The following is a 19,350-nucleotide window of genomic DNA, read 5'->3' on the forward strand; positions in this document are numbered from 1 at the left end:
CGGTTCGGGGCCGGCGGTTCGGGGCCGGCGGTTCGGGACGGCGGTTCGGGACGGCCGGGAAGCGAGGGCGAGGGGCACGGGTCGAGAGGTGAGCAAGACTTCGGGGCGGCGGTTCGGGGCAGCTGTTCGGGACGGCCGGGAGGCGAGGGCCGGGAGGCGAGGGCCGGGGGCACGGGTTGAGAGGTGAGCGGGGATTCGGGACGCGGAGCAGGTGTCCGGGGCACGGGAGAGGCAAGGTCGAGAACCACGGGGCGAGCGGGATGGGCAGGGCAAGCGGGGTGAGTGAGGCGAGTGGGTTGGGCAGGCACGCGGGTTGGCGGGCACACGGGTTGGCGGGCACGCGGGGCGGGCAAGGTTGAACGGGGCACGCGGGTTGGGCGGGCCAAGCAGTTTCAGCGGGGGCGAGCAGGGTGAGCGGGTCGCCCGTTGGGAAGGACGGGCGACCCGCTCGGATCGGACGCGAGTTGAGGCTCGGAGCTCGCGTCCGGTGGGTTCGGGCGCTTGGGTTGGGACAGGCGCCCGAACGTTTTGGGGTGGGTGCCGGCGCGGAGCGGGAGTGGGCTTCGCGCCCGGCGGCAGGTGGGCACGGCAGGTGCCGTGCGCTGTTGGGTTGGGGTGAGCGGGCGCTCGCAGGGGACGAGCGCCCGCTCGGATGGGGCCGGACGCGGAGTCGGGGCGTTGAAGCTCCGCGGCCGGCGGCTTGGGGTGGAGTGGCGTGCGCTGCTGTTGAGGGCGGCGGGTCCGGGAGGGTGGTGGCTTGGATGGGCTACGGGCTACGGGCTGCGGGCCGTGGGCTGCGGGCTGCGGGCCGTGGGCCGTGGGCTGCGGGCCGTGGGCTGCGGGCTGTGGGCTGTGGGTGTGGGTGTGGGGGTTAGGTGTAGGCGCGGCGTTCTCGGAACTGGAGGGCGGCGGCCACGTGGTCTTGGGTTGGGCTGTCTGCCTCGGCGAGGTCGGCGAGGGTCCAGGCGACGCGTAGGCAGCGGTCGGCTCCTCGGCCCGTCAGGGCGCCTACGGCCAGGGCTCGGTCCAGCAGGGTTGTTGTTGGTCTGGGGAGGGCGAATTCGCGGCGTAGGGCTGGGCCTGGGACGAGGGCGTTTGCTTGCCAGGGGTGGCCGTGGGACGACCAGCGGGTGGCGGCCCTTGTCCTTGCTTTGAGGACTCTGGCTCTTACCACCGCTGTCGGTTCTGGTGGGGTTGCGTCCGCGTTGGCCATGGCCGTTGTGGCTCTCATGCGGACCCTCAGGTCTACGCGGTCCAGGAGTGGGCCGGAGAGGCGGGTCTGGTAGCGGCGGCGGACTGTGGCCGTGCAGATGCAGTCGGTCTCCTTCGGTGGGGCGCAGGGGCAGGGGTTGGTGGCGAGGATCAGCTGGAAGCGGGCCGGGTAGCGGGCTATGCCGTCTCGGCGGGGGATGCGGACCTCGCCCTCTTCCAGGGCTGTGCGGAGGGTGTCGATCGTCTTCTGGCCGAACTCGCAGGCCTCGTCGAGGAAGAGGACACCCTTGTGGGCTCTGGAGGCCGCGCCTGGTTTGGCCATGCCGCTGCCGCCGCCTATCAGGGCCGCTATCGACGTCGTGTGGTGGACGTTCACGAACGGCGGGCTGGCCACCAAGGGGTAGTCGAAGGAGAGGACGCCCGCCACCGAGTGGACTGCCGTCACCGCCAGGGACTCCTGGCGGTTCAGGGGTGGGAGGAGGCCGGGGAGGCGTTCGGCCAGCATCGTCTTGCCGGTGCCCGGCGGGCCCGTCAGCAGGAGGTGGTGGGCCCCTGCGGCGGCCACCTCCAGGGCCCAGCGGGCCTCTGGCTGGCCCACGACGTCGGCCAGGTCCGGCACGGTCGGCAGCGGTGGGTCTGCCGGTGTGGGTGGCTCGTGCAGCTCCACCGCCTCGCCTCGGAGCCAGGCGAGGACTTCGGCGAGGGTCTGGGCGCCGTGCAGGGTGATGCCGTCGACCAGGGCCGCCTCGGGCAGGGCGTCGACCGGGACGATCGCCGTCGTGAGGCCTGCTCTGCGGGCGGCCAGCAGGGCCGGCAGGACGCCCCGGACCGCGCGGACCCGGCCGTCCAGGGCCAGTTCGCCCAGCAGGACGGTGGTGGCCAGGCGGTCGCACGGGATCGAGCCGGCGGCAGCGAGGGTGGCGCAGGCGATCGCGACGTCGTAGCTGCTGCCGCCCTTGGGCAGGTTCGCCGGGGACAGGCCGAGGACGATGCGCTGCTTCGGCCACTCCTCCTCGCTGTTGCGGACCGCGGCCTTCACGCGCTCCTTCGACTCGTGCAACGACGCGTCGGGCAGGCCGAGGAGGTGGGTGCGGGGCTGGCCCACGCCCACGTCGGCCTCGATCTCGACCGCCAGGCCGTCGACTCCGCACAGCGCGACGGACCAGGCCTGCGCCAGGCCCATCTCAGGCTCCCCGCAGGTGCTGCAGGCACGGCTCGCCGGAGGGAGGCCAGGTGACCGAGATCAGGTCGACGCGGACGTTGGACCAGCCGACGCCGTGCGACGCAAGCCAGCGCAGGGCTGTGCGCCGCAGGCGCGAGAGCTTGCGCTGGTCGACCGCCTCGTCCGGGCGGCCCCAGGCCGGGCCGGACCTGGTTTTGACCTCGCAGACGACCAGGCGGTCGCCCTCCACGGCCACGACGTCGAGCTCACCGTCGCGGCACGTCCAGTTCCGCGACAGGACGACCAGGCCCTGCCCCTCCAGGTACCTGCACGCCAGGTCCTCGCCCTGACGGCCCTTCTCCTGCTGCCTGGTCTCGACCAGTGCCCGTTGCGCCACTGCCTTCGCCTCCCTGCGGGTCGTTGGCTTCGACCTTGCAGGGCGGGACGGGGTGGGCGGCCGGGCCGCGGGGAATCTGTGGACAACTCAGCGGCTGTGGACAAGTCGGCCGTTGTGGATCTTGAGACGGCGGAGTTGTCGGTGGGATGTGCTAACGGCACCGCCCCCGCGTGCCCGGATCCGGGACGCGGGGGCGGTGCCGTGAAAATCTCAGGAGGAGGGGAACGGCCCGCTTTCCGGAAGACGCAGGTCCGGCTTGTCCAGCTCCTCCACGTTCACGTCCTTGAACGTGATGACACGAACGTTCTTGACGAACCTCGCGGGGCGGTACATGTCCCACACCCACGCGTCCGACATGCGCACCTCGAAGTACACCTCGCCGTCGGCGTTGCGCACCTGCACGTCCACCGAGTTGGCCAGGTAGAAACGCCGTTCGGTCTCCACGACGAACGAGAACTGGCTGACTATGTCGCGGTACTCCTTGTACAGCGACAGTTCCATCTCGGTCTCGTACTTCTCGAGATCCTCTGCACTCATTACGCCTCCGCGCGGGTCATCTGCTCCGCGCCCTCCCTCGTCGCGAGCTCCCCGGCATCAGCCGGGGCTGCATCATTCTGGACCACGGCCGTCGCGGTCGTGGCGCGCGCCACCCTGTGCGGCGCGGCGAGACCGTGCTTGGCAGCCGCTGCTGCCACATTTACATACGACCAGCGATGCTCTGCACACGGGCCGTGCTCCATCAACGCGGCCGTGTGGTCGGGCGTGCAGTACCCCTTGTGCACGTTGAACCCGTACTCGGGATGACGATCATGCAGATCCGCCATGATCCTGTCCCGCGTGACCTTGGCCAGCACCGATGCCGCCGCGACGCACGCCGCGGCCTGGTCCCCCTTGAGCACCGCCACGTTCGGCGCGGGCATCCCCGGCACCTTGAAACCGTCCGTGAGCACGTAACCAGGGTGCGTCGCCATCTGCGCCACCGCCCGCCGCATGCCCTCGATGTTCATGACGTGGATGCCCAGCCAGTCGATGTCGGCGGGCGGAACGACCACGACCGAGTGATCCAGCGCACGCTTGAGCACCAGGTCGTACATCCGGTCGCGGGCCGCCGCCGTCATCAGCTTCGAGTCGTTCAGCCCTTCGAACCGCGAAGCATCACCCGGTCGAAGGACACACGCGGCGATCACCAACGGCCCGGCGCACGGTCCGCGCCCGGCCTCGTCGACGCCGGCGACAGGGCCGAGGCCCCGGCGCTCCAGCGTGCTCTGCAACGCCCAGTTCCCCGCCGAGCCCCGCACCACCGCGCGGGGCGGCATGAACATGGTCATCGGCGGAATCGGTCTCGCACTCGACGCCCGAGCAGCAGAAGCGGCCACGCCGCGACGATACCCAGGCCCAGCGGAACGTTCTGCTGCCATCCCGGTGCACCCATCGACACGGCCTGCGGATCGTGGTCCGACACCCCGCCCCACCTCGACGGAGGCAGCACGATCACGCGCGCCTTCCCGATCACGTCGCTGACCGGCACGAGCCCGTTGAGCCCGCCCTGGCCCTGGCAGCGCGAGTCGCACGAGTGGTTGCGGTTGTCGCCGAGCACGAACAACATCCCGTCCGGGATCTTCAGCTCCTCGAACGACTCCTGCTCGGCCGGCGTTCCCTCGTCGAAGTGCTTGTACGGCTCGTCGAGCGGCTTGCCGTCCACCGTCACGCGGTTCTGCTCGTCGCAGCACTTCACGGTCTGCCCGCCGACGGCGATCACGCGTTTGACGAAGTCCTCCTCGTTCGCCGACGGCAGCCCGATCAGCGACCCGAGCCACGACAGCCCCTGCGAGACCGGGTTGCCCGGCTCGTCGGAGATGAAGTCGTTCTGCCACGAGGGCGGCCCGCGGAACACGATCACGTCGCCCGGCGCAGGGTCGGTGAAGCGGAAGGTGACCTTGTCCACCAGCACCCGGTCGCCGTAGCAGTCGGTGCACCCGTGCAGCGTCGTCTCCATCGACTCCGACGGGATCATGTAGACGCGGCCGAGGAAGATCTGGATGCCGATCGCGAGGCCGAAAGCGACCAGGATGAGGACAGGCAGTTCCTTCCAGAAGTTGCCCTTTTTCTTCTGCTTCCCGGGCTTGTCCGAAGCGTCCGAACTGGGCTCGTCACCGGACGGGTTCTGCTCTGGAGCGTCGTCGACCACGAGGTCAGCCTAGGGGCTGGGGGTTGTGATCCGACACAACACTCCACCGATCTTTCGGGAAAACGACGTACCGGGCTTTCCCGATGACGTTCTCGAGCGGCACGGTGCCCGCTACGCCCCCGCCACCCTGTTTGCGCGAGTCGGTGGAGTTCATCCGGTTGTCCCCCATCACGAACAACCGTCCATCCGGCACGCGGAACGGCGCGAACGGTTCGTGGTCCGCGGGCGAAGTCCCGGCCTGCCAATGCACATAGGGCTCGTCGAGCGGTTTGCCGTCCACAACGACACGGTGCTGCTCGTCGCAACACATCACCGTCTGGCCGGGCAACGCGATCACGCGCTTCACGAAGTCGCGCTCGTTCGCGGGCGCGATGCCCAGCAGCGAACCGATGTTCTGCACGAAACCCGCGACGGGGTTGGTCGACGGAGGAGTGCGGAAGTCGTTGTGGGTCCACGCCTCGGGGCCGCGGAACACGACCACCTCACCCGGCTCGACGTCACCGAACCGGTAGGTCACCTTGTCGACCAGCACGCGGTCGTTCTCGCAGCCGGTGCACCCGTGCAGCGTGCTCTCCATCGACGCCGAGGGGATCACGTAGACCCGCGCCACGAACGCCTGGATCAGCACCGTCAGCACGACGGCCGTCACGACGACGTAGAGAACATCTCTGTAAACAGGGGTACGCCCCCGCTCCGGTTCGTCCGGTGCGGAGGCGTCCTCTGAGTCTTCTGGGCTCGAAGCCACCGGTCAGGAGACCGGACGGGCCTCGCGCTTCTCCTTGATCTTGGCAGCCTTGCCGCGCAGCTCGCGCAGGTAGTACAGCTTGGCGCGACGCACGTCACCGCGGATGGCGACCTCGATCTCGGCGATGTTCGGGGAGTGCACCGGGAAGGTGCGCTCGACGCCGACGCCGAACGAGACCTTGCGGACGGTGAAGGTCTCGCGGATGCCGCCGCCCTGGCGACGGATCACGACGCCCTGGAACACCTGGACGCGCTCGCGCGAGCCCTCGATGACGCGGACGTGGACCTTCAGCGTGTCACCGGCGCGGAACGCCGGGATGTCGGTGCGCAGCGACTGGGCGTCGAGTGCGTCCAGGATGTTCATCGGTGTTCCTCACGTGTCTTGAACTCCCCAGAGCATGTTCCATGGCTGTGCACGACATGATGGGGGTCGGCTTGTGTGCGCACGCCGATATCCACCGGCTGCGGCAACTGGTCCAGTGTGCCAGACCAGGCACCCCGGAACGAAATCGGGCTACTCCCCGCCCTCGCGCAGGCGCGTGAGCAGGGCGCGGTCGTGCTTGTCGAACGCGTCCGCCGGCAACGATTCCAGCAGGTCGGGACGCCTTTCGAAGGTGCGGGCGAGTGACTGGTCACGCCGCCAGCGGTCGATCAGCCGGTGGTTGCCGGAACGCAGGACGTCCGGCACCTCCAGGTCACGCCACACGAGCGGCCGCGTGTAGCTCGGCCCTTCGAGCAGCCCGTCCTGGAACGAGTCCTCGGCGTGCGACTTCGGGTTCCCGAGCACGCCCGGCAGCAACCGCGCGACCGCCTCCACGATCGCGAGCACCGCCACCTCGCCGCCGACCAGCACGTAGTCGCCGATCGACACCTCGTTGACGCGTACGCGCCGTCGAGCGTCATCGACCACACGCTGGTCAATGCCTTCGTAGCGACCGCACGCGAACACGAGGTGGGCCTCCTCCGCGTACTCGTGCGCGACCGCCTGCGTGAACGGGCGTCCGGCCGGCGTCGGCACGATGAGACGCGTCTCGTCCGTGCACACGTCGTCGAGGGCGGGACCCCAGATGTCGGCCTTCATGACCATGCCAGGCCCACCGCCGTACGGGCTGTCGTCGACAGCCTTGTGCACGTCCTGGGTCCAGTCACGCAGGTCGTGCACGCCGACGCTGATCAGGCCCTTGTCGATCGCCTTGCCGAGCAACGCCGCGCGCAGCGGCGCGAGGTACTCGGGAAAGATCGTGACGACGTCAATCTGCATCGAGCAGGCCCTCTGGCGGGTCGATCACGACGCGACCGCCGCGAACGTCCACGGTGGGCACGATCTCGCGCACGAACGGGATCAGCGCCTCGCTCTTGTCACGGATGACGACGAGCAGCTCACCGCCGGGTCCGTGCAGGATCTCCTTGACCGTGCCGATCTTCGTCCCGTCGACGAGTTCGGCCGCGAGCCCTTCGAGCTCGTGGTCGTAGAACTCGTCCGGGTCGTCGATCGCCGGCAGGTCGTCGGTGCTGCCCAGCAACAGGGTGCCGCGCAACGACTCCGCGACGTCCCGCGTGAGAACTTCCTCGAAACGCACGAGCAGCCGCCCGGCATGAGGCCGGGCGGCTGACACGGTGAGGCTTCGGGACGTGCCGTCACGCAGCCTGGCCTGGAGCGTGGCTCCGAGCTTGAACCGCATTTCGGGTGAATCCGTGCGCACGTCGACGGAGAGTTCCCCGGTGATCCCGTGCGCCTTGGCCACTCGGCCGACGACGACGTCCATGTGCCCTTTGCAGCTTCGTTCAGCGGTCGGTGTCGACGACGTCGACCCGTACACCACGACCGCCGATACCGGCCATCACGGTGCGCAGGGCCGTCGCGGTGCGACCGCCACGACCGATCACCTTGCCGAGGTCGTCCGGGTGGACGTGGACCTCGAGGGTGCGGCCGCGGCGGGTCGTGACGAGGTTCACCCGGACGTCGTCCGGGTGGTCGACGATGCCGCGAACGAGGTGTTCGAGGGCGTCAGCCAACAAACTCACGCCTCGTCCTTGGGCGCCTCGGCCTCAGCCTTGGGGGCGTCGTCGGCCTTCTTGGCCTTCTTCGCCTTCGGCGTGGTGGCGTCGGTCATCGGCTCCGAGTTCGCGGCGGCGAGCGCGGCGGCGAACAGCTCGGCCTTCGGAGTCTTCGGCTCCTTGACCTTCAGCGTGCCCTCGGCGCCCGGCAGGCCCTTGAACTTCTGCCAGTCACCGGTGATCTCCAGCAGGCGCTGGACCGACTCGGTCGGCTGCGCGCCGACACCCAGCCAGTACTGCGCGCGCTCGGAGTCGACCGCGATGAACGACGGCTCTTCCTTGGGGTGGTACTTGCCGATCGTCTCGATGGCCTTGCCGTCGCGACGGGTGCGCGCGTCGGCGACCACGATGCGGTAGTACGGCTGGCGGATCTTGCCGAGACGCTGAAGCTTGATCTTGACGGCCATTGGCCTGGTACTCCTCAGAACTCTGTGTTGGTGGTTCGCACAGTCATGGCCCGGGCAGAGGGGCCGACCACGACGGACAGCGGGCAATTGTGCCAGATGGGGGCCGGTGGATCCGAATCGGGTCCTACGCGAAGGGTGTGACGGTGCCGAGCGCTTCCCTCACCGCACGGGCGTGCGCGACCGCTCCCGGCGTGTCGCCGTGCACGCACAACGACTCCGCGGCCGTCTTGATGACCGTGCCGTCGACGGCGACGAGCTCGCCTTCCAACAGCCTCCGAGCCCGTTCGACGATCTGTGCGGTGTCGGTGAGCAGGGCGTCCGGCCTGCTGCGCGGGACGAGCGTGCCCTCGGGGGTGTAGCCGCGGTCGGCGAACGCCTCCTGGACGGGCCTCAGGCCGGCTTGCGCCGCTTTGGCGAGCAGCTGGGAGCCGGGCAGGCCCAGGACAGGCAGGTCCTTGAACGCCTTGGTGCCGTTCACGACCGCTTCGGCCTGCTTCTCGTGGTGCACCGTCGCGTTGTAAAGCGCGCCGTGCGGCTTCACGTACACGACCTCGGTGCCTGCTGCTCGTGCGCACGCGTCGAGCGCGCCGATCTGATAGAGCACCTCGTCCGCGAGCTCGACCGGGTCGGCGTCGATGAACCGGCGCCCGAACCCGGCGAGGTCGCGGTAGCTGACCTGGGCGCCGATCTTCACGCCGTTCTTCGCGGCTTCCTCGCAGACTCTTCGCATCGTGGACGGGTCACCGGCGTGGAACCCGCACGCGACGTTCGCACTGGTGATGACGCCGAGGAGGGCGGTGTCGTCGCCGAGCTTCCAGATGCCGAAGCCCTCGCCGAGGTCGCTGTTCAGGTCCATCAGATGACACCGGCCGACAGGAGCAGGAGGGACAGGCCGGGGAGGAAGTTGTTCAGCACGTGCGCCACCATGCTCGCCCCGAGGTTGCGGGTGATCAGCCGGGCCACGCCGATGGGGATCGCGATGACCAGGAGCAGCCACGTGCGCTGCGGTTCGAGGTGGCTGACCGCGAAGATCACCGTGGTCAGCACGAACGCCGCCCACCGGCTCCAGCCCTGCCGCTCGACCGCGCCCCACAGCAGTCCGCGGAAGATGATCTCCTCGCAGATCGGGCCGATGAAGCTCATGTAGACGAACATCGTGATGGCCGCGGACAGCGGCAGGTTCGCCTGGCTGAAGAGGTCGCCGATGGCGCTGGTGGCGTTCTCCTTGCCGACGAACTTCGCCCAGAAGTAGGCGGCGAAGTAGGTGAAGAGCAGCCCGATGACACCGATCTTGAGGCCGAAGACGACGTCCGCCTTGGTCAGCCTCAGCCTCAGGTCGACGACGGGACCGTTGCCGCGCACGTACGTGATCACGATGGCGAGCGCGGCGGCGAGCATGATCGGCACCAGTGATCCGACCAGCACGAGCGTGGTCGAGGTCTCGAGGGTCGCGCCGAAACTCGAGCCGACGGCCGTGATGAACACGGCACTCAGGATGAAGACGGCTTCCACCAGGAGGAACGCGCCGAACCCCCAGCGCTGGCCGACCCGTTCCGGTTCCGGGTTGCGGCTGATGTCCCGCACGCTCTCGAGGAAACCTCGCTTGGGCTTCAGGGCTTCCGGCTCGCTCACGCTCTGCAATTTAGTCACGCCGCGGCCACCAGCGGTGCAGCAGCAGGCAATGGCACTCTCATAGATCAGCCCACCTCGCGATCGACGCCGCCCTCCCCGGAATCCGAGGTTACTGTGCGGCGTTGACGGAAACCGGGCCAAGCACCTGGCCAAAAGATGGTCAGATCGGGTCCCCGCCGGACGTCCCAACTCCTGTTGGTTGGATCGGCGTACGAACGCTGCTACTAAACCCCTAACGTCGTGGCATGGGACCGGACTGGTACTGCGACGACGTCATCCCGGGCAACGTGCGGGTGGAGGTGCTCGGCCGCACCGCGAACACGCTCGCGTTCCGTCCGCCGATCCCCGGCTTCGGCACCGACCACGTCATCGTGATCCCCACCCGGCACGTGTCGTCGTTGCTGGACCTGGACGACGAACTGGCCGTGGAACTGCTGGCCGCGGTGAAGAAGGCGGCGGCGCACGTCATCGAACTGCACGGCGGTTGCCAGGTGCTCACGACCCTGGGCGACGAGCAGCACAACAAGCACCTGCACTGGCACGTCGCGGCCGGCGCGGGCGTCGCGCGGTTCGTCGCCCGCTGATCACCGCCGCAGCGACGTCTCCTCGGTCATGTGCGACAGCTTGGCCGGGTTGCGCACCGCGTACAGACCGCTGATCCGCCCGTCCTCCACCCGCACCGCGATCACGGTGTCGAGTTCGCCGCCGAACCGCACGACCAGCGCCGGGCAGCCGTTGACCTGGGCCGGTTCCATCGACCAGCCGGTCACCTTCAGCAGACCGCCCAGGATCATCCGCGCGACCTTCGACGAGCCCACGACGGGGCGCGGGACGGCCTGCTTCACGCCGCCGCCGTCGCCGAGGAACACGACGTCCGGTGCGAGCAGGTCGAGCAGGGCCTGGAGGTCGCCGGTCTCGGTGGCGCGCTGGAAGGCGGCCAGGGCCTCGCGGGACGCCGCCTGGGTCACGACCTCGCGCGGGCGGCGGGCGGCCACATGGGAGCGGGCTCGGTGCGCGATCTGGCGGACTGCCGCCGGGTTCTTGCCGACGGCCGTGGCGATCTCGTCGTAGTCGACGTCGAAGACGTCGCGCAGGACGAAGACCGCTCGTTCGGTCGGGGTGAGGGTTTCGAGGACCAGCATCATCGCCATCGAGACGCTGTCGGCGAGTTCGACGTCCTCGGCCACGTCCGGGGTGGTCAGGAGCGGCTCCGGGAGCCAGGAGCCGACGTAGGACTCCTTGCGGCGGCCCAGGGTGCGCAGGCGGCCGAGTGCCTGGCGGGTGACGATGCGGACCAGGTAGGCGCGGTCGTTCTCGACGGTGGCGTGGTCGACGCCGACCCAGCGCAGCCACGTCTCCTGCAGCACGTCCTCGGCGTCGGCCGCGGAGCCGAGCATCTCGTAGGCGATCGTGAAGAGCAGGTTGCGGTGGCTGACGAACGTGTCGGTCGCGGCGTCCATGGTCACAAGACACCAGCCGCACGGCGTTTGTGACAGTGGCGCGGATCACAGTCACACGGGACGCGGGTCCGGCATCTCGTGGTCGTCAAGCAAGTCCACGAGGGAGGAAAGACCATGGAACCGCGTTTCAACCTCTTCGGCACCGAGACCGGCAGCAAGATCGCGAAGCGGTTCGCGGGGCTCGGGCAGGCCGTCCACCAGACGTCGTTGCCTGCGATCACGGCCGAACTGGTCAGCCTGCGCGCGAGCCAGTTGAACGGGTGCGGCTTCTGCCTCGACATGCACGTCAAGGAGGCCATCGCGGCGGGTGAGGACCCGTTGCGGTTGCACCTGGTGGCCGGCTGGCGCGAGACCACGGTGTTCACCGAGGCCGAGCAGGCCGCGCTGGCGTTCACCGAGGAGGGCACGGTGCTCACGCGGGAGGGCGTGAGCGACGAGACCTGGGACAACGTGCGCAAGCACTTCGACGACGAGCAGGTCGCGGCGCTGGTCTGCCTGCTCGGGCTGATCAACGCCGCCAACCGGATGGCCGTCATCACGCGGCAGAAGGGCGGCTCGTACCAGGTGGGCGCTCTCGCCCAGCACGCCTAGTGGATGCGGCCCCGGAGCATGACCATGCGCGGCGACCGGAGGACTTCGAGGTTCTCCCGCGGGTCCTGGTCGTAGACGACGATGTCCGCGGCCGCGCCCTCGGTCAGCGACGGGAAGCCGAGCCACTCGCGGGCACCCCACGACGCGGCGCCGATGGCGTCCACCGCGCTCATCCCCACGCCGTGCAGCGCGACGATCTCGTCGACGATGCGGCCGTGCGCGATGCCACCGCCCGCGTCGGTGCCCGCGTAGACCGGGACGCCCGCCTCGATCGCGGACGCGACCGTGGCGGAGACGCCGGCGTGCAGGTCGCGCATGTGGTTCGCGTACTTCGGGTACTTGCCTGCCTTGTCCGCGATGCCGGGGAACGTCTCGATGTTGATCAGCGTCGGCACCAGCGCCGTGCCGCGTGAGGCCATCAGCGAGATCGTGTCGTCGGTCAGGCCGGTGCCGTGTTCGATGCAGTCGATGCCCGCGTTGATCAGGCCGGGGAGCGCGTCTTCGCCGAACACGTGTGCCGTCACGCGAGCGCCGGCGTCGTGGGCGACCTTGATGGCCTGGGCCAGGTCGTCATCCGTCCACAGTGGAGCCAGGTCACCGGCGTCGCGGTCGATCCAGTCGCCGACGAGCTTGACCCAGCCGTCGCCGTACGCGGCCTGCTCGGCCACCGCCGTGACGAGGTCGGTCTCGACCTCCACGCTGATGTACGGGATGTAGCGCTTCGGCCGGGCGATGTGCCTGCCCGCGCGGATGATCCGCGGCAGGTCCAGGCGCTCCTGCAACGGCCTCGTGTCGATCGGCGAGCCGCAGTCGCGGATCAGCAACGTGCCCGCGTCGCGGTCGGTGATCGCCTGCTCGACGGCCTCGGGCAACTCGACGCCGCCCTTCGGGCCCAGGCCGACGTGGCAGTGCGCGTCGACCAGGCCCGGGACCAGGAACCCGCCGTCGACGACGGTCTGCGCGCCCGGCACCGCCTTGGTGCGGACGCGGCCGTTGACGACCCACAGGTCTCGCGGCTCGCCGTCCGGCAGGACGACGCCGCGCAGGTGCATGGTCACTTCTTCTTGTCGTCCCCGTCGAACTTGAACTTCTTCGGGTCGAAGCCGGGAGGAAGCTCGTTCATGCCGCCACCGAGGGCGGAGAGGTCGGGCATCCCGCCGGGAGGCATTCCGGGCAGACCGCCGGGCATGCCACCGGGGAACATCCCGGGCGGGAAGCCGCCCTTGATCTTGGGAGGCGTCGGGCCGCGTCCGCCCTTGCCCTTCTTCCCCTTCTTGCCCTTGCGGGTCTTGCTGCCGCCACCGCCGCCGAAGCCCATCCGGCCTGCCATCGACGCCATCATCTTGCGGGCCTCGAAGAAGCGGTTGACCAGGTCGTTGACGTCGCTGACCTTGACGCCCGACCCGTTCGCGATGCGCAGCCGGCGCGAGCCGTTGATCATCTTGGGGTCGTCGCGCTCGGCCGGGGTCATGCCGCGGATGATCGCCTGGATGCGGTCGAGGTGCTTCTCGTCCAGCATGCCGAGCTGGTCCTTCATCTGACCGGCGCCGGGCAGCATGCCGAGCAGGTTCGCGATGGGACCCATCTTGCGGATGGCGAGCATCTGCTCCAGGAAGTCCTCGAGCGTCAGTTGGCCGGTGTGCAGCTTCGCGGCGGCCTTCTCGGCCTGCTCCTGGTCGAAGTGCTGCTCGGCCTGCTCGATCAGGGTGAGGACGTCACCCATGCCGAGGATGCGCGACGCCATCCGGTCCGGGTGGAAGACGTCGAAGTCCTCGAGCTTCTCACCGTTGGACGCGAAGAGGATCGGCTGGCCGGTGACCTCGCGGACCGACAGGGCGGCACCACCGCGGGCGTCGCCGTCGAGCTTGGTGAGCACGACACCGGTGAAGCCGACGCCGTCGCGGAACGCCGTGGCGGTGTTGATCGCGTCCTGACCGACCATGGCGTCGACCACGAACAGGATCTCGTCCGGGTTGACGGCGGCCCTGATGTCGATGGCCTGCTGCATCATCTCCTCGTCGACGCCGAGCCGGCCGGCCGTGTCGACGAGGACGATGTCGTGCTGCTTGGCCTTGGCCTCGGCGATGCCGAGACGCGAGACCTCGACGGGGTTGCCGACGCCGTTGCCGGGCTCGGGGGCGAAGACGGGCACGCCCGCGCGCTCACCGACGACCTGGAGCTGCGTCACCGCGTTCGGGCGCTGCAGGTCGGCGGCGACGAGCAGCGGGGTGTGGCCCTGGCCCTTCAGCCACTTCGCCAGCTTGCCCGCGAGCGTCGTCTTACCGGCACCCTGCAGACCCGCCAGCATGATCACCGACGGGGGGTTCTTGGCGAGGTTCAGCCGCCGCGTCTCGCCACCGAGGACGTTGACGAGCTCCTCGTTGACGATCTTCACGACCTGCTGCGCCGGGTTCAGCGCCTGGTGGACCTCGGCACCCTTGGCGCGCTCCTTCACCTTGGCGATGAAGTTGCGCACAACGGGCAGCGCGACGTCGGCCTCGAGCAGGGCGACCCTGATCTCGCGGGCGGTCGCGTCGATGTCGGCGTCGCTGAGCCGGCCCTTGCCGCGAAGGCCCTGGAGAACCGTGGTCAGCCGGTCGGAAAGCGTGGAGAACACGCCTCCCAGACTAGCTAACCGGACGTTCACCCGATCCCGTGGCTCGCCAGGGCCTCCAACAGGACCGGCTCACGGCGTCCGACCGGAGCAGTGGAGATGTGCGCGAACCGCAGCCCGGCGGCGACCGCGGCACCGTCCGCGACCGGGTCGTCACCGACGTACAGGCACTCCGAGGGCTCGACTTCAAGACGGACGCACGCCGCGTCGAAGGCCCGCGGGGACGGCTTCGAGACGCCGAGCTCGAAGGACAGCATGAACGCATCCACGGACAGCGACTCGCGGGCGAACACCCGCCGGATGTCCCAGGAGATGTTGCTCAGCACCCCGACCTTCAACGGCCGCGCGGCCTCCAGCGCGGCGGCGGTGTCGGGGTACGGCAGCCAGAACGCCGGGTTGTGCAGCCGCTGGAACAGCTCGTCGTCGAACGGCAGGCCGGCGAGGCGGAACAGGATCCAGTGCGCTGACCGGTTCGCCAGCGCGGTGAGGTCGCGGGCGTCCCACACCGCGCGCTCGGCGGCGTTCATCCGCGCCACGAACGGCGCCGGTGCGCGCAGCACGGAGAGGTGCCGCTGCGACAGCCATTGGTAGGTCGGACGCCCGAAGAGGGTGCCCGCGAAGTCGAAGAGGACAGCCTTGATCACGACACCATGATGCGCAGACCACCCGAGGTCCCCGCACGGGTGAGGAGCGTCACGCCGCTGAAGCCGAAGGGCACCCAACCGGCCTCGAACTGGGAACGCATCGAGTCACCGCGGCGAACGTGTCGCTCGAAAGCGTGAGTGCGCACGACGCGCTTGCGGGCGATCTGGCCGTCGAGGGCCTGGGCCGCCGAGGCGTCGAGCCACAGGAAGTGGCGGGAACGCCCCGACAGCAGACCGGCGAGCACCAGCATGAAGCGCGTGCCGGGCCTGGTGGACGGCTCGTGCACCACCAGCAGGCCCGCGCAGAACAGCGCCGCCCAGAAGACGCGCAGACGGTGCGAGAGGTGCACGAACACGCGCCAGTACTTGTACGGCAGGCGCACGCGGGGCTCCAGCCACGAGCGCACCTGGTCGGAGTCGAGCACGGTGACCGGTTCGTCGGCGTCGAGGCGTGTGAGCAGCGTCGTCTTGCCCGCGCCGGGAATTCCGGCGAGGACGACGAGCGAGCGCGGACGCACTCGGACGGTGGCGATCTGCGTGTTCAACACGGCGGTCATGTCCTAGAAGACGTTTCGACCATCCCTCTCGTTCAGTTTGGCCCGATTTCAGGTGAAATGCACAGGGTTCTAGCGCCAGGCCACCGCGCGATAGGTGCCGTCGGCGAACGTCGCGACACCGCTGACGTGCCCGACCTCGCTCAGGGCGGTCACGGAGTGACGTGCGGCACCGGGCAGCGACGGCAGCACGGTCTGGGTGCCGCCCATGTCCCACCTGGCCGCCGAGGTGCCGACGGTGCCGGCGACGACCCAGGAGTTGTTCACCTCGGCGGCGCGCGACGGCGCCGGTGCCAGCGTCTCCACCGAGCCGGTGGAGACGTCCCACCGGGTCGCCTGCGACGACAGCTCGCCGACTGCGGCCCCGTTGTCGTTGATGTCGAACGGCCGTGCGGCGGCACCCAGTTGCGTCTTGCCGTTGCGCAGCCACAGCACACCGTTGCCACCGACGGTGCCGGTCGCCTCGCCGAGTTGGTTGGCGCCGAGGAACACGCCCGCGTCGAGCACCGTGCGCACGCCTGACGCGTTCCAGCGGACCACGTCATTGCCACTGGTACCGATGACGGTGTTGCTGGTGGTCACGTGCCGTGCGCTGCCCTCGCCCAGGATCGTGGACTCACCCCACGAGGCCCACAACACCGCCTGTGTGACGCCATTGATCGTGGCGGCTCCCGCAACCGTGCCCGAGTCGTTGATGTCGTAGGCGATGGAACTGGTCGCGCCCGGCACGGTCAGCTGCGTCAGCTGGCCGGAGGAGCCCCACTTCACGGCCTGCGTCTGGCCCGAGGCGGTGATGGCGTACCCGGCGACCACGTAGTCGCGGTTGATGGCGGTCGCCCCGGAGTCGAACCCGAGGTCGGCGAGCTTCTTGATCTGTTCGAACCGGTCCCACCGCACCGCGTGCTGCGAGGTGCCGGTGCCGTAGGAGTTGCCGGCGACGGAGCCGGAGTCGTTGACGTCGACGGAAGTGCTGCGCAGATCACCCGGCAACGTGCCGAGGTCTTCCAGGGCGAGTGGAGCGGCCTGTGCGGTGCCGGGAACGAGCAGGGCCGCGACGACGGCGGCCACCATGGCGGTTCTCAAGTTCTTCCTCCCCAGTCAGAACAACGAGAACTCGACCTTGCCCAGGTCTCGTGGAGCTTGTCCAGGAACCTGTCTCGTTGTCAGACAAGGGGATCGGCGGTGGTGCGGGTGCCCGGTACCTCCCCCGGCGCCGTCACCTCGCACCACCGCCTCTGCCAGTCCGGGAAGCCACCACCCCTCGAGGACGCTTTCCGGACACCACGAACCCTGCCGTGTTTCCGAACCGCGCAGGAGCGTGAGCACCCGGAGAGGTTGTGCGTAGAGCTACTCAACCTCTACCTGGCCGCGTCGAGCACCGCCCGTTCGATCCGGCGCCGATCGAGCTCGGCGCCCGCGATGCTGAACGAGTCGACGACCGTCGCGCCCAACGTGGACACGCGCGCCCACTGCACGTCGGCGCCGCACTGTTCGAGCGCTCCCGCGACGCGGTGCAGCAGCCCGATCCGGTCGGCGGCACGCAGTTCCAGCACCACCGCTCCGGTCGACTCGTCGTCGAACCACAGCACGCGAGCGGGCGGCGGGTCGAGCGGCGGGCCGCCGTAGTCGCGTTCCTTCGCGGCGAGCTTGTCGGCCAACGGCAACGAGCCCTCGATCGCCCGGGAGAGCTGTTCGCGCAGCAGAGAAGCGTCCGGCAGCGAACCGAACCGCGGCGACACCGTGAACGCGTCCACCGTCGCACCGCCGTGTGAGCGCAACGTCGCCGCGTGGACCTCCAGCGAGTTCAGCGCGAGCACGCCGGCGGCCTTCGAGAGCACGCCCGGACGGTCCGGCGCGAGCACCGTCACGACCGCCGCGTGGTCCTGCTTCTCCAGCAGCACTTCCGGCTTTCCCGACGCCGCAACACGTTCCGCCATCGCCACGTGCACGGGGTCGAGCGGTTCCGGCTTGGGCAACGCCTCCCCGGCCATCGCCGTGCGGCAGCGGGCGACCAGGTCGGCCATCAGCGCGGCCTTCCAGTCCGTCCACACGCCGGGCCCGGTCGCGATGGAGTCCGACTCCGCCAGCGCGTGCAGCAGTTCCAGCAGAACAGTGTCGCCGCCGAGCGTCTCGACGACCCGGTGCACGGTCGCCTCGTCCTCGACGTCACGCCGGGTCGCGGTGTGCGGCAGCAGCAGGTGGTGGCGGACCATCGCGGACAACGTCTCGACGTCCTGCGGCCACAACCCGATCCGCTCGCCGATCTGGGTCGCCAGCGCGGCTCCCACCTCGGAGTGGTCCTGCTGGCGGCCCTTGCCGATGTCGTGGATCAACGCGCCCAGCAGCAGCAGGTCGGGCCGTGCCACCGTGGTGGCGAGCCGTGCGGCGTGCGCGACGGTCTGCACGAGATGCCGGTCCACGGTCCACATGTGCGCGGCGTCGCGCGGCGGCAGGTCCCGCACCGCGCCCCACTCGGGGAACAGCCGGCCCCACAAACCCGTGCGGTCCAACGCTTCCACGACGTCCACGAGCCCGTTGCCGCTGCCCAGCAACGCCAGCAGCTCCTCACGCGCCTCCCGCGGCCACGGCTGGCGCAGCTCCGGTGCGGAGTCGGCGAGCCGGGTCAGCGTTCCGGCCGCGATCGGGTGCTTGCTGCGCGCCGCCGCCGTCGCGACACGCAACAACAACGCCGGGTCACGGCTGGGAACCGCGTCACGGGCGAGAGACACCTCAGACCCGTGCAGCACAACGCCTTCGTCCAACGGCCTGCGCGGCGGCTGGCCGCGGAGGAACGCGCCGAGGCCTCGTTTCGGAGCGGCGGCGCGAGCGGCCCGCACAGCCACGTCGAACGCGTAGACGACCGTGCGTGCGGCAGAAGAAAGCGAACGGGCGAGAGCGAACCGGTCCGCCAGCCCCAGTGCGGAGGCCACCTCGTCGCCGTCCTGCGCCCGCAGCACGTCACGGGGTTTCCGCGCCACCCGGCGGAGTTCGGTGCGCACGTCCAGCAGCAACCGCCGTGCCTCGTCGACGTCGGCGGACGGCCGGTCCACCAGCTGCGCGAGCGACAGCGCGTCCAGGATCGTGAGGTCCCGCAGTCCCCCGCGGCCGTGCTTGAGGTCGGGTTCGACGCGGTGCGCGATCTCGCCGCTGCGCGACCAGCGCTTCTGCGACGACTCGGCGATCTCGTCCAGCCGGTTGCGGACGTTGCCGCGCCACGCCTGCCGCGCGCCGTCCGCGAGCTTCTGCGTGACCTCGGGATCACCGGCGATGTGCCGGACGTCCAGCAGCCCCAGCGCCGTGCGCAGGTCACCGGCGGCGACCCGGAGCGCCTCCCCGACCGTGCGGACGGAGTGGTCGAGCCCGATGCCGGAGTTCCAGAGCGGGTACCAGAGCTTCTCGGCGATCTCATCGATGTTCTTGACGCCGTTGTGCACGAGAACCAGGTCGAGGTCGGAGTAGGGCACGAGCTCCCGCCGCCCCAGCCCGCCGACCGCCACGAGCGCGACACCCGTTCCGGATATCCCCGCTCCCCCCGCGTGTTTGGTGAGCCAGAACTCGTGCAGGTCCACGAGTGCCTCGCGCAGCGGTTCGGCGGTCAAGCGACGACGACCTGGCACGAGCAGCCTTTCGCGTGCTCGCACCAGGTCGTCAGCCGTGACGACGGCCGTTTCGTTGTTCTCCACGGAC

The 19,350-nt window shown here is 69.7% G+C and carries 22 protein-coding genes; 2 read left to right on the forward strand and 20 right to left on the reverse strand.

What is annotated here, in order from left to right:
* Nucleotides 1-871: 871 nt before the first annotated feature.
* From IEY88_RS06875 to IEY88_RS06935, 13 genes are all read right to left on the reverse strand, one after another.
* On the reverse strand, nucleotides 872-2,395 hold the full coding sequence (locus tag IEY88_RS06875; protein WP_189153780.1) for a YifB family Mg chelatase-like AAA ATPase: 1,524 nt from the start codon (nucleotides 2,393-2,395) through the stop codon (nucleotides 872-874).
* Nucleotide 2,396: 1 nt separating this feature from the next.
* A complete protein-coding gene (locus IEY88_RS06880; RefSeq protein ID WP_229693153.1) occupies nucleotides 2,397-2,771 on the reverse strand; it encodes a YraN family protein in 375 nt (124 codons plus the stop codon).
* A gap of 210 nt (nucleotides 2,772-2,981) precedes the next feature.
* On the reverse strand, nucleotides 2,982-3,308 hold the full coding sequence (locus tag IEY88_RS06885; protein ID WP_189153781.1) for a DUF2469 domain-containing protein: 327 nt from the start codon (nucleotides 3,306-3,308) through the stop codon (nucleotides 2,982-2,984).
* Nucleotides 3,308-4,099, reverse strand: coding sequence for a ribonuclease HII (locus IEY88_RS06890; RefSeq protein ID WP_189153782.1), 792 nt, complete (start codon nucleotides 4,097-4,099; stop codon nucleotides 3,308-3,310). Before IEY88_RS06890 ends, IEY88_RS06885 begins: the two co-directional genes overlap by 1 nt.
* Nucleotides 4,096-4,959: a signal peptidase I gene (gene lepB / locus IEY88_RS06895; protein ID WP_189153783.1), complete on the reverse strand. Its 864-nt coding sequence runs from the start codon at nucleotides 4,957-4,959 to the stop codon at nucleotides 4,096-4,098. The genes IEY88_RS06890 and lepB (IEY88_RS06895) overlap by 4 nt, the downstream gene beginning before the upstream one ends.
* A 4-nt stretch (nucleotides 4,960-4,963) precedes the next feature.
* Nucleotides 4,964-5,704 (reverse strand): signal peptidase I, encoded by a 741-nt coding sequence (gene lepB, locus IEY88_RS06900; RefSeq protein ID WP_189153784.1) that lies wholly within the window; start codon nucleotides 5,702-5,704, stop codon nucleotides 4,964-4,966.
* A 3-nt stretch (nucleotides 5,705-5,707) separates the two neighbouring features.
* Nucleotides 5,708-6,067, reverse strand: a complete 360-nt coding sequence (rplS, locus tag IEY88_RS06905) for a 50S ribosomal protein L19 (RefSeq protein WP_189153785.1) — start codon at nucleotides 6,065-6,067, stop codon at nucleotides 5,708-5,710.
* 150 nt (nucleotides 6,068-6,217) lie between these two features.
* The gene (trmD, locus tag IEY88_RS06910) at nucleotides 6,218-6,964 is read right to left on the reverse strand and encodes a tRNA (guanosine(37)-N1)-methyltransferase TrmD (RefSeq protein ID WP_189153786.1); all 747 of its coding nucleotides are present in this window, start codon (nucleotides 6,962-6,964) and stop codon (nucleotides 6,218-6,220) included.
* A complete protein-coding gene (gene rimM / locus IEY88_RS06915; RefSeq protein WP_189153787.1) occupies nucleotides 6,954-7,469 on the reverse strand; it encodes a ribosome maturation factor RimM in 516 nt (171 codons plus the stop codon). Before rimM ends, trmD begins: the two co-directional genes overlap by 11 nt.
* Before the next feature lie 19 nt (nucleotides 7,470-7,488).
* Entirely contained in the window at nucleotides 7,489-7,728 is a 240-nt protein-coding gene (locus IEY88_RS06920) for an RNA-binding protein (protein ID WP_030468017.1), read from the reverse strand.
* Entirely contained in the window at nucleotides 7,725-8,168 is a 444-nt protein-coding gene (rpsP, locus tag IEY88_RS06925) for a 30S ribosomal protein S16 (protein WP_189153788.1), read from the reverse strand. The genes IEY88_RS06920 and rpsP overlap by 4 nt, the downstream gene beginning before the upstream one ends.
* A 124-nt stretch (nucleotides 8,169-8,292) precedes the next feature.
* Nucleotides 8,293-9,024 carry a LamB/YcsF family protein gene (locus tag IEY88_RS06930; RefSeq protein WP_189153789.1) on the reverse strand — a complete coding sequence of 244 codons (732 nt, stop codon included), beginning with the start codon at nucleotides 9,022-9,024 and terminating at the stop codon, nucleotides 8,293-8,295.
* Entirely contained in the window at nucleotides 9,024-9,800 is a 777-nt protein-coding gene (locus tag IEY88_RS06935) for a type II CAAX endopeptidase family protein (RefSeq protein WP_189153790.1), read from the reverse strand. The genes IEY88_RS06930 and IEY88_RS06935 overlap by 1 nt, the downstream gene beginning before the upstream one ends.
* A gap of 245 nt (nucleotides 9,801-10,045) precedes the next feature.
* On the opposite strand from IEY88_RS06935, the gene IEY88_RS06940 reads away from it, so the two are divergent.
* Nucleotides 10,046-10,384, forward strand: a complete 339-nt coding sequence (locus IEY88_RS06940; RefSeq protein ID WP_189153791.1) for an HIT domain-containing protein — start codon at nucleotides 10,046-10,048, stop codon at nucleotides 10,382-10,384.
* On the opposite strand, the gene IEY88_RS06945 is transcribed toward IEY88_RS06940, so the two are convergent.
* Nucleotides 10,385-11,260, reverse strand: a complete 876-nt coding sequence (locus tag IEY88_RS06945) for an RNA polymerase sigma-70 factor (protein ID WP_189153792.1) — start codon at nucleotides 11,258-11,260, stop codon at nucleotides 10,385-10,387.
* A gap of 114 nt (nucleotides 11,261-11,374) precedes the next feature.
* On the opposite strand from IEY88_RS06945, the gene IEY88_RS06950 reads away from it, so the two are divergent.
* Nucleotides 11,375-11,851, forward strand: coding sequence for a carboxymuconolactone decarboxylase family protein (locus tag IEY88_RS06950; RefSeq protein ID WP_189153793.1), 477 nt, complete (start codon nucleotides 11,375-11,377; stop codon nucleotides 11,849-11,851).
* Here the strand turns inward: IEY88_RS06950 and IEY88_RS06955 are convergent.
* From IEY88_RS06955 to IEY88_RS06980, 6 genes are all read right to left on the reverse strand, one after another.
* Nucleotides 11,848-12,903, reverse strand: a complete 1,056-nt coding sequence (locus IEY88_RS06955; RefSeq protein WP_189153794.1) for an amidohydrolase family protein — start codon at nucleotides 12,901-12,903, stop codon at nucleotides 11,848-11,850. The genes IEY88_RS06950 and IEY88_RS06955 overlap by 4 nt on opposite strands.
* A gap of 2 nt (nucleotides 12,904-12,905) precedes the next feature.
* Nucleotides 12,906-14,468, reverse strand: coding sequence for a signal recognition particle protein (ffh, locus tag IEY88_RS06960; protein WP_189153795.1), 1,563 nt, complete (start codon nucleotides 14,466-14,468; stop codon nucleotides 12,906-12,908).
* A gap of 26 nt (nucleotides 14,469-14,494) precedes the next feature.
* Nucleotides 14,495-15,109 carry an HAD family hydrolase gene (locus IEY88_RS06965; protein ID WP_189153796.1) on the reverse strand — a complete coding sequence of 205 codons (615 nt, stop codon included), beginning with the start codon at nucleotides 15,107-15,109 and terminating at the stop codon, nucleotides 14,495-14,497.
* On the reverse strand, nucleotides 15,106-15,666 hold the full coding sequence (locus tag IEY88_RS06970) for an AAA family ATPase (RefSeq protein WP_189153797.1): 561 nt from the start codon (nucleotides 15,664-15,666) through the stop codon (nucleotides 15,106-15,108). The genes IEY88_RS06965 and IEY88_RS06970 overlap by 4 nt, the downstream gene beginning before the upstream one ends.
* 69 nt (nucleotides 15,667-15,735) lie before the next feature.
* The gene (locus IEY88_RS06975) at nucleotides 15,736-16,746 is read right to left on the reverse strand and encodes a hypothetical protein (protein ID WP_189153798.1); all 1,011 of its coding nucleotides are present in this window, start codon (nucleotides 16,744-16,746) and stop codon (nucleotides 15,736-15,738) included.
* Between the two features lie 275 nt (nucleotides 16,747-17,021).
* Nucleotides 17,022-19,346 carry a [protein-PII] uridylyltransferase gene (locus tag IEY88_RS06980; protein WP_189153799.1) on the reverse strand — a complete coding sequence of 775 codons (2,325 nt, stop codon included), beginning with the start codon at nucleotides 19,344-19,346 and terminating at the stop codon, nucleotides 17,022-17,024.
* Nucleotides 19,347-19,350 lie beyond the last annotated feature (4 nt).

The sequence above is a fragment of the Lentzea pudingi genome (assembly GCF_014646255.1).
Classification (GTDB): domain Bacteria; phylum Actinomycetota; class Actinomycetes; order Mycobacteriales; family Pseudonocardiaceae; genus Lentzea; species Lentzea pudingi.

Coding starts and splice junctions, on each gene's coding strand:
- IEY88_RS06875 (WP_189153780.1), bottom strand. CDS start 2,395: ATGGGCCTGGCGCAGGCCTGGTCCGTCGCGCTGTGCGGAGTCGACGGC.
- IEY88_RS06885 (WP_189153781.1), bottom strand. CDS start 3,308: ATGAGTGCAGAGGATCTCGAGAAGTACGAGACCGAGATGGAACTGTCG.
- IEY88_RS06890 (WP_189153782.1), bottom strand. CDS start 4,099: ATGACCATGTTCATGCCGCCCCGCGCGGTGGTGCGGGGCTCGGCGGGG.
- rplS (WP_189153785.1), bottom strand. CDS start 6,067: ATGAACATCCTGGACGCACTCGACGCCCAGTCGCTGCGCACCGACATC.
- trmD (WP_189153786.1), bottom strand. CDS start 6,964: ATGCAGATTGACGTCGTCACGATCTTTCCCGAGTACCTCGCGCCGCTG.
- rimM (WP_189153787.1), bottom strand. CDS start 7,469: ATGGACGTCGTCGTCGGCCGAGTGGCCAAGGCGCACGGGATCACCGGG.
- rpsP (WP_189153788.1), bottom strand. CDS start 8,168: ATGGCCGTCAAGATCAAGCTTCAGCGTCTCGGCAAGATCCGCCAGCCG.
- IEY88_RS06930 (WP_189153789.1), bottom strand. CDS start 9,024: ATGGACCTGAACAGCGACCTCGGCGAGGGCTTCGGCATCTGGAAGCTC.
- IEY88_RS06940 (WP_189153791.1), top strand. CDS start 10,046: ATGGGACCGGACTGGTACTGCGACGACGTCATCCCGGGCAACGTGCGG.
- IEY88_RS06945 (WP_189153792.1), bottom strand. CDS start 11,260: ATGGACGCCGCGACCGACACGTTCGTCAGCCACCGCAACCTGCTCTTC.
- IEY88_RS06950 (WP_189153793.1), top strand. CDS start 11,375: ATGGAACCGCGTTTCAACCTCTTCGGCACCGAGACCGGCAGCAAGATC.
- IEY88_RS06955 (WP_189153794.1), bottom strand. CDS start 12,903: ATGCACCTGCGCGGCGTCGTCCTGCCGGACGGCGAGCCGCGAGACCTG.
- IEY88_RS06970 (WP_189153797.1), bottom strand. CDS start 15,666: ATGACCGCCGTGTTGAACACGCAGATCGCCACCGTCCGAGTGCGTCCG.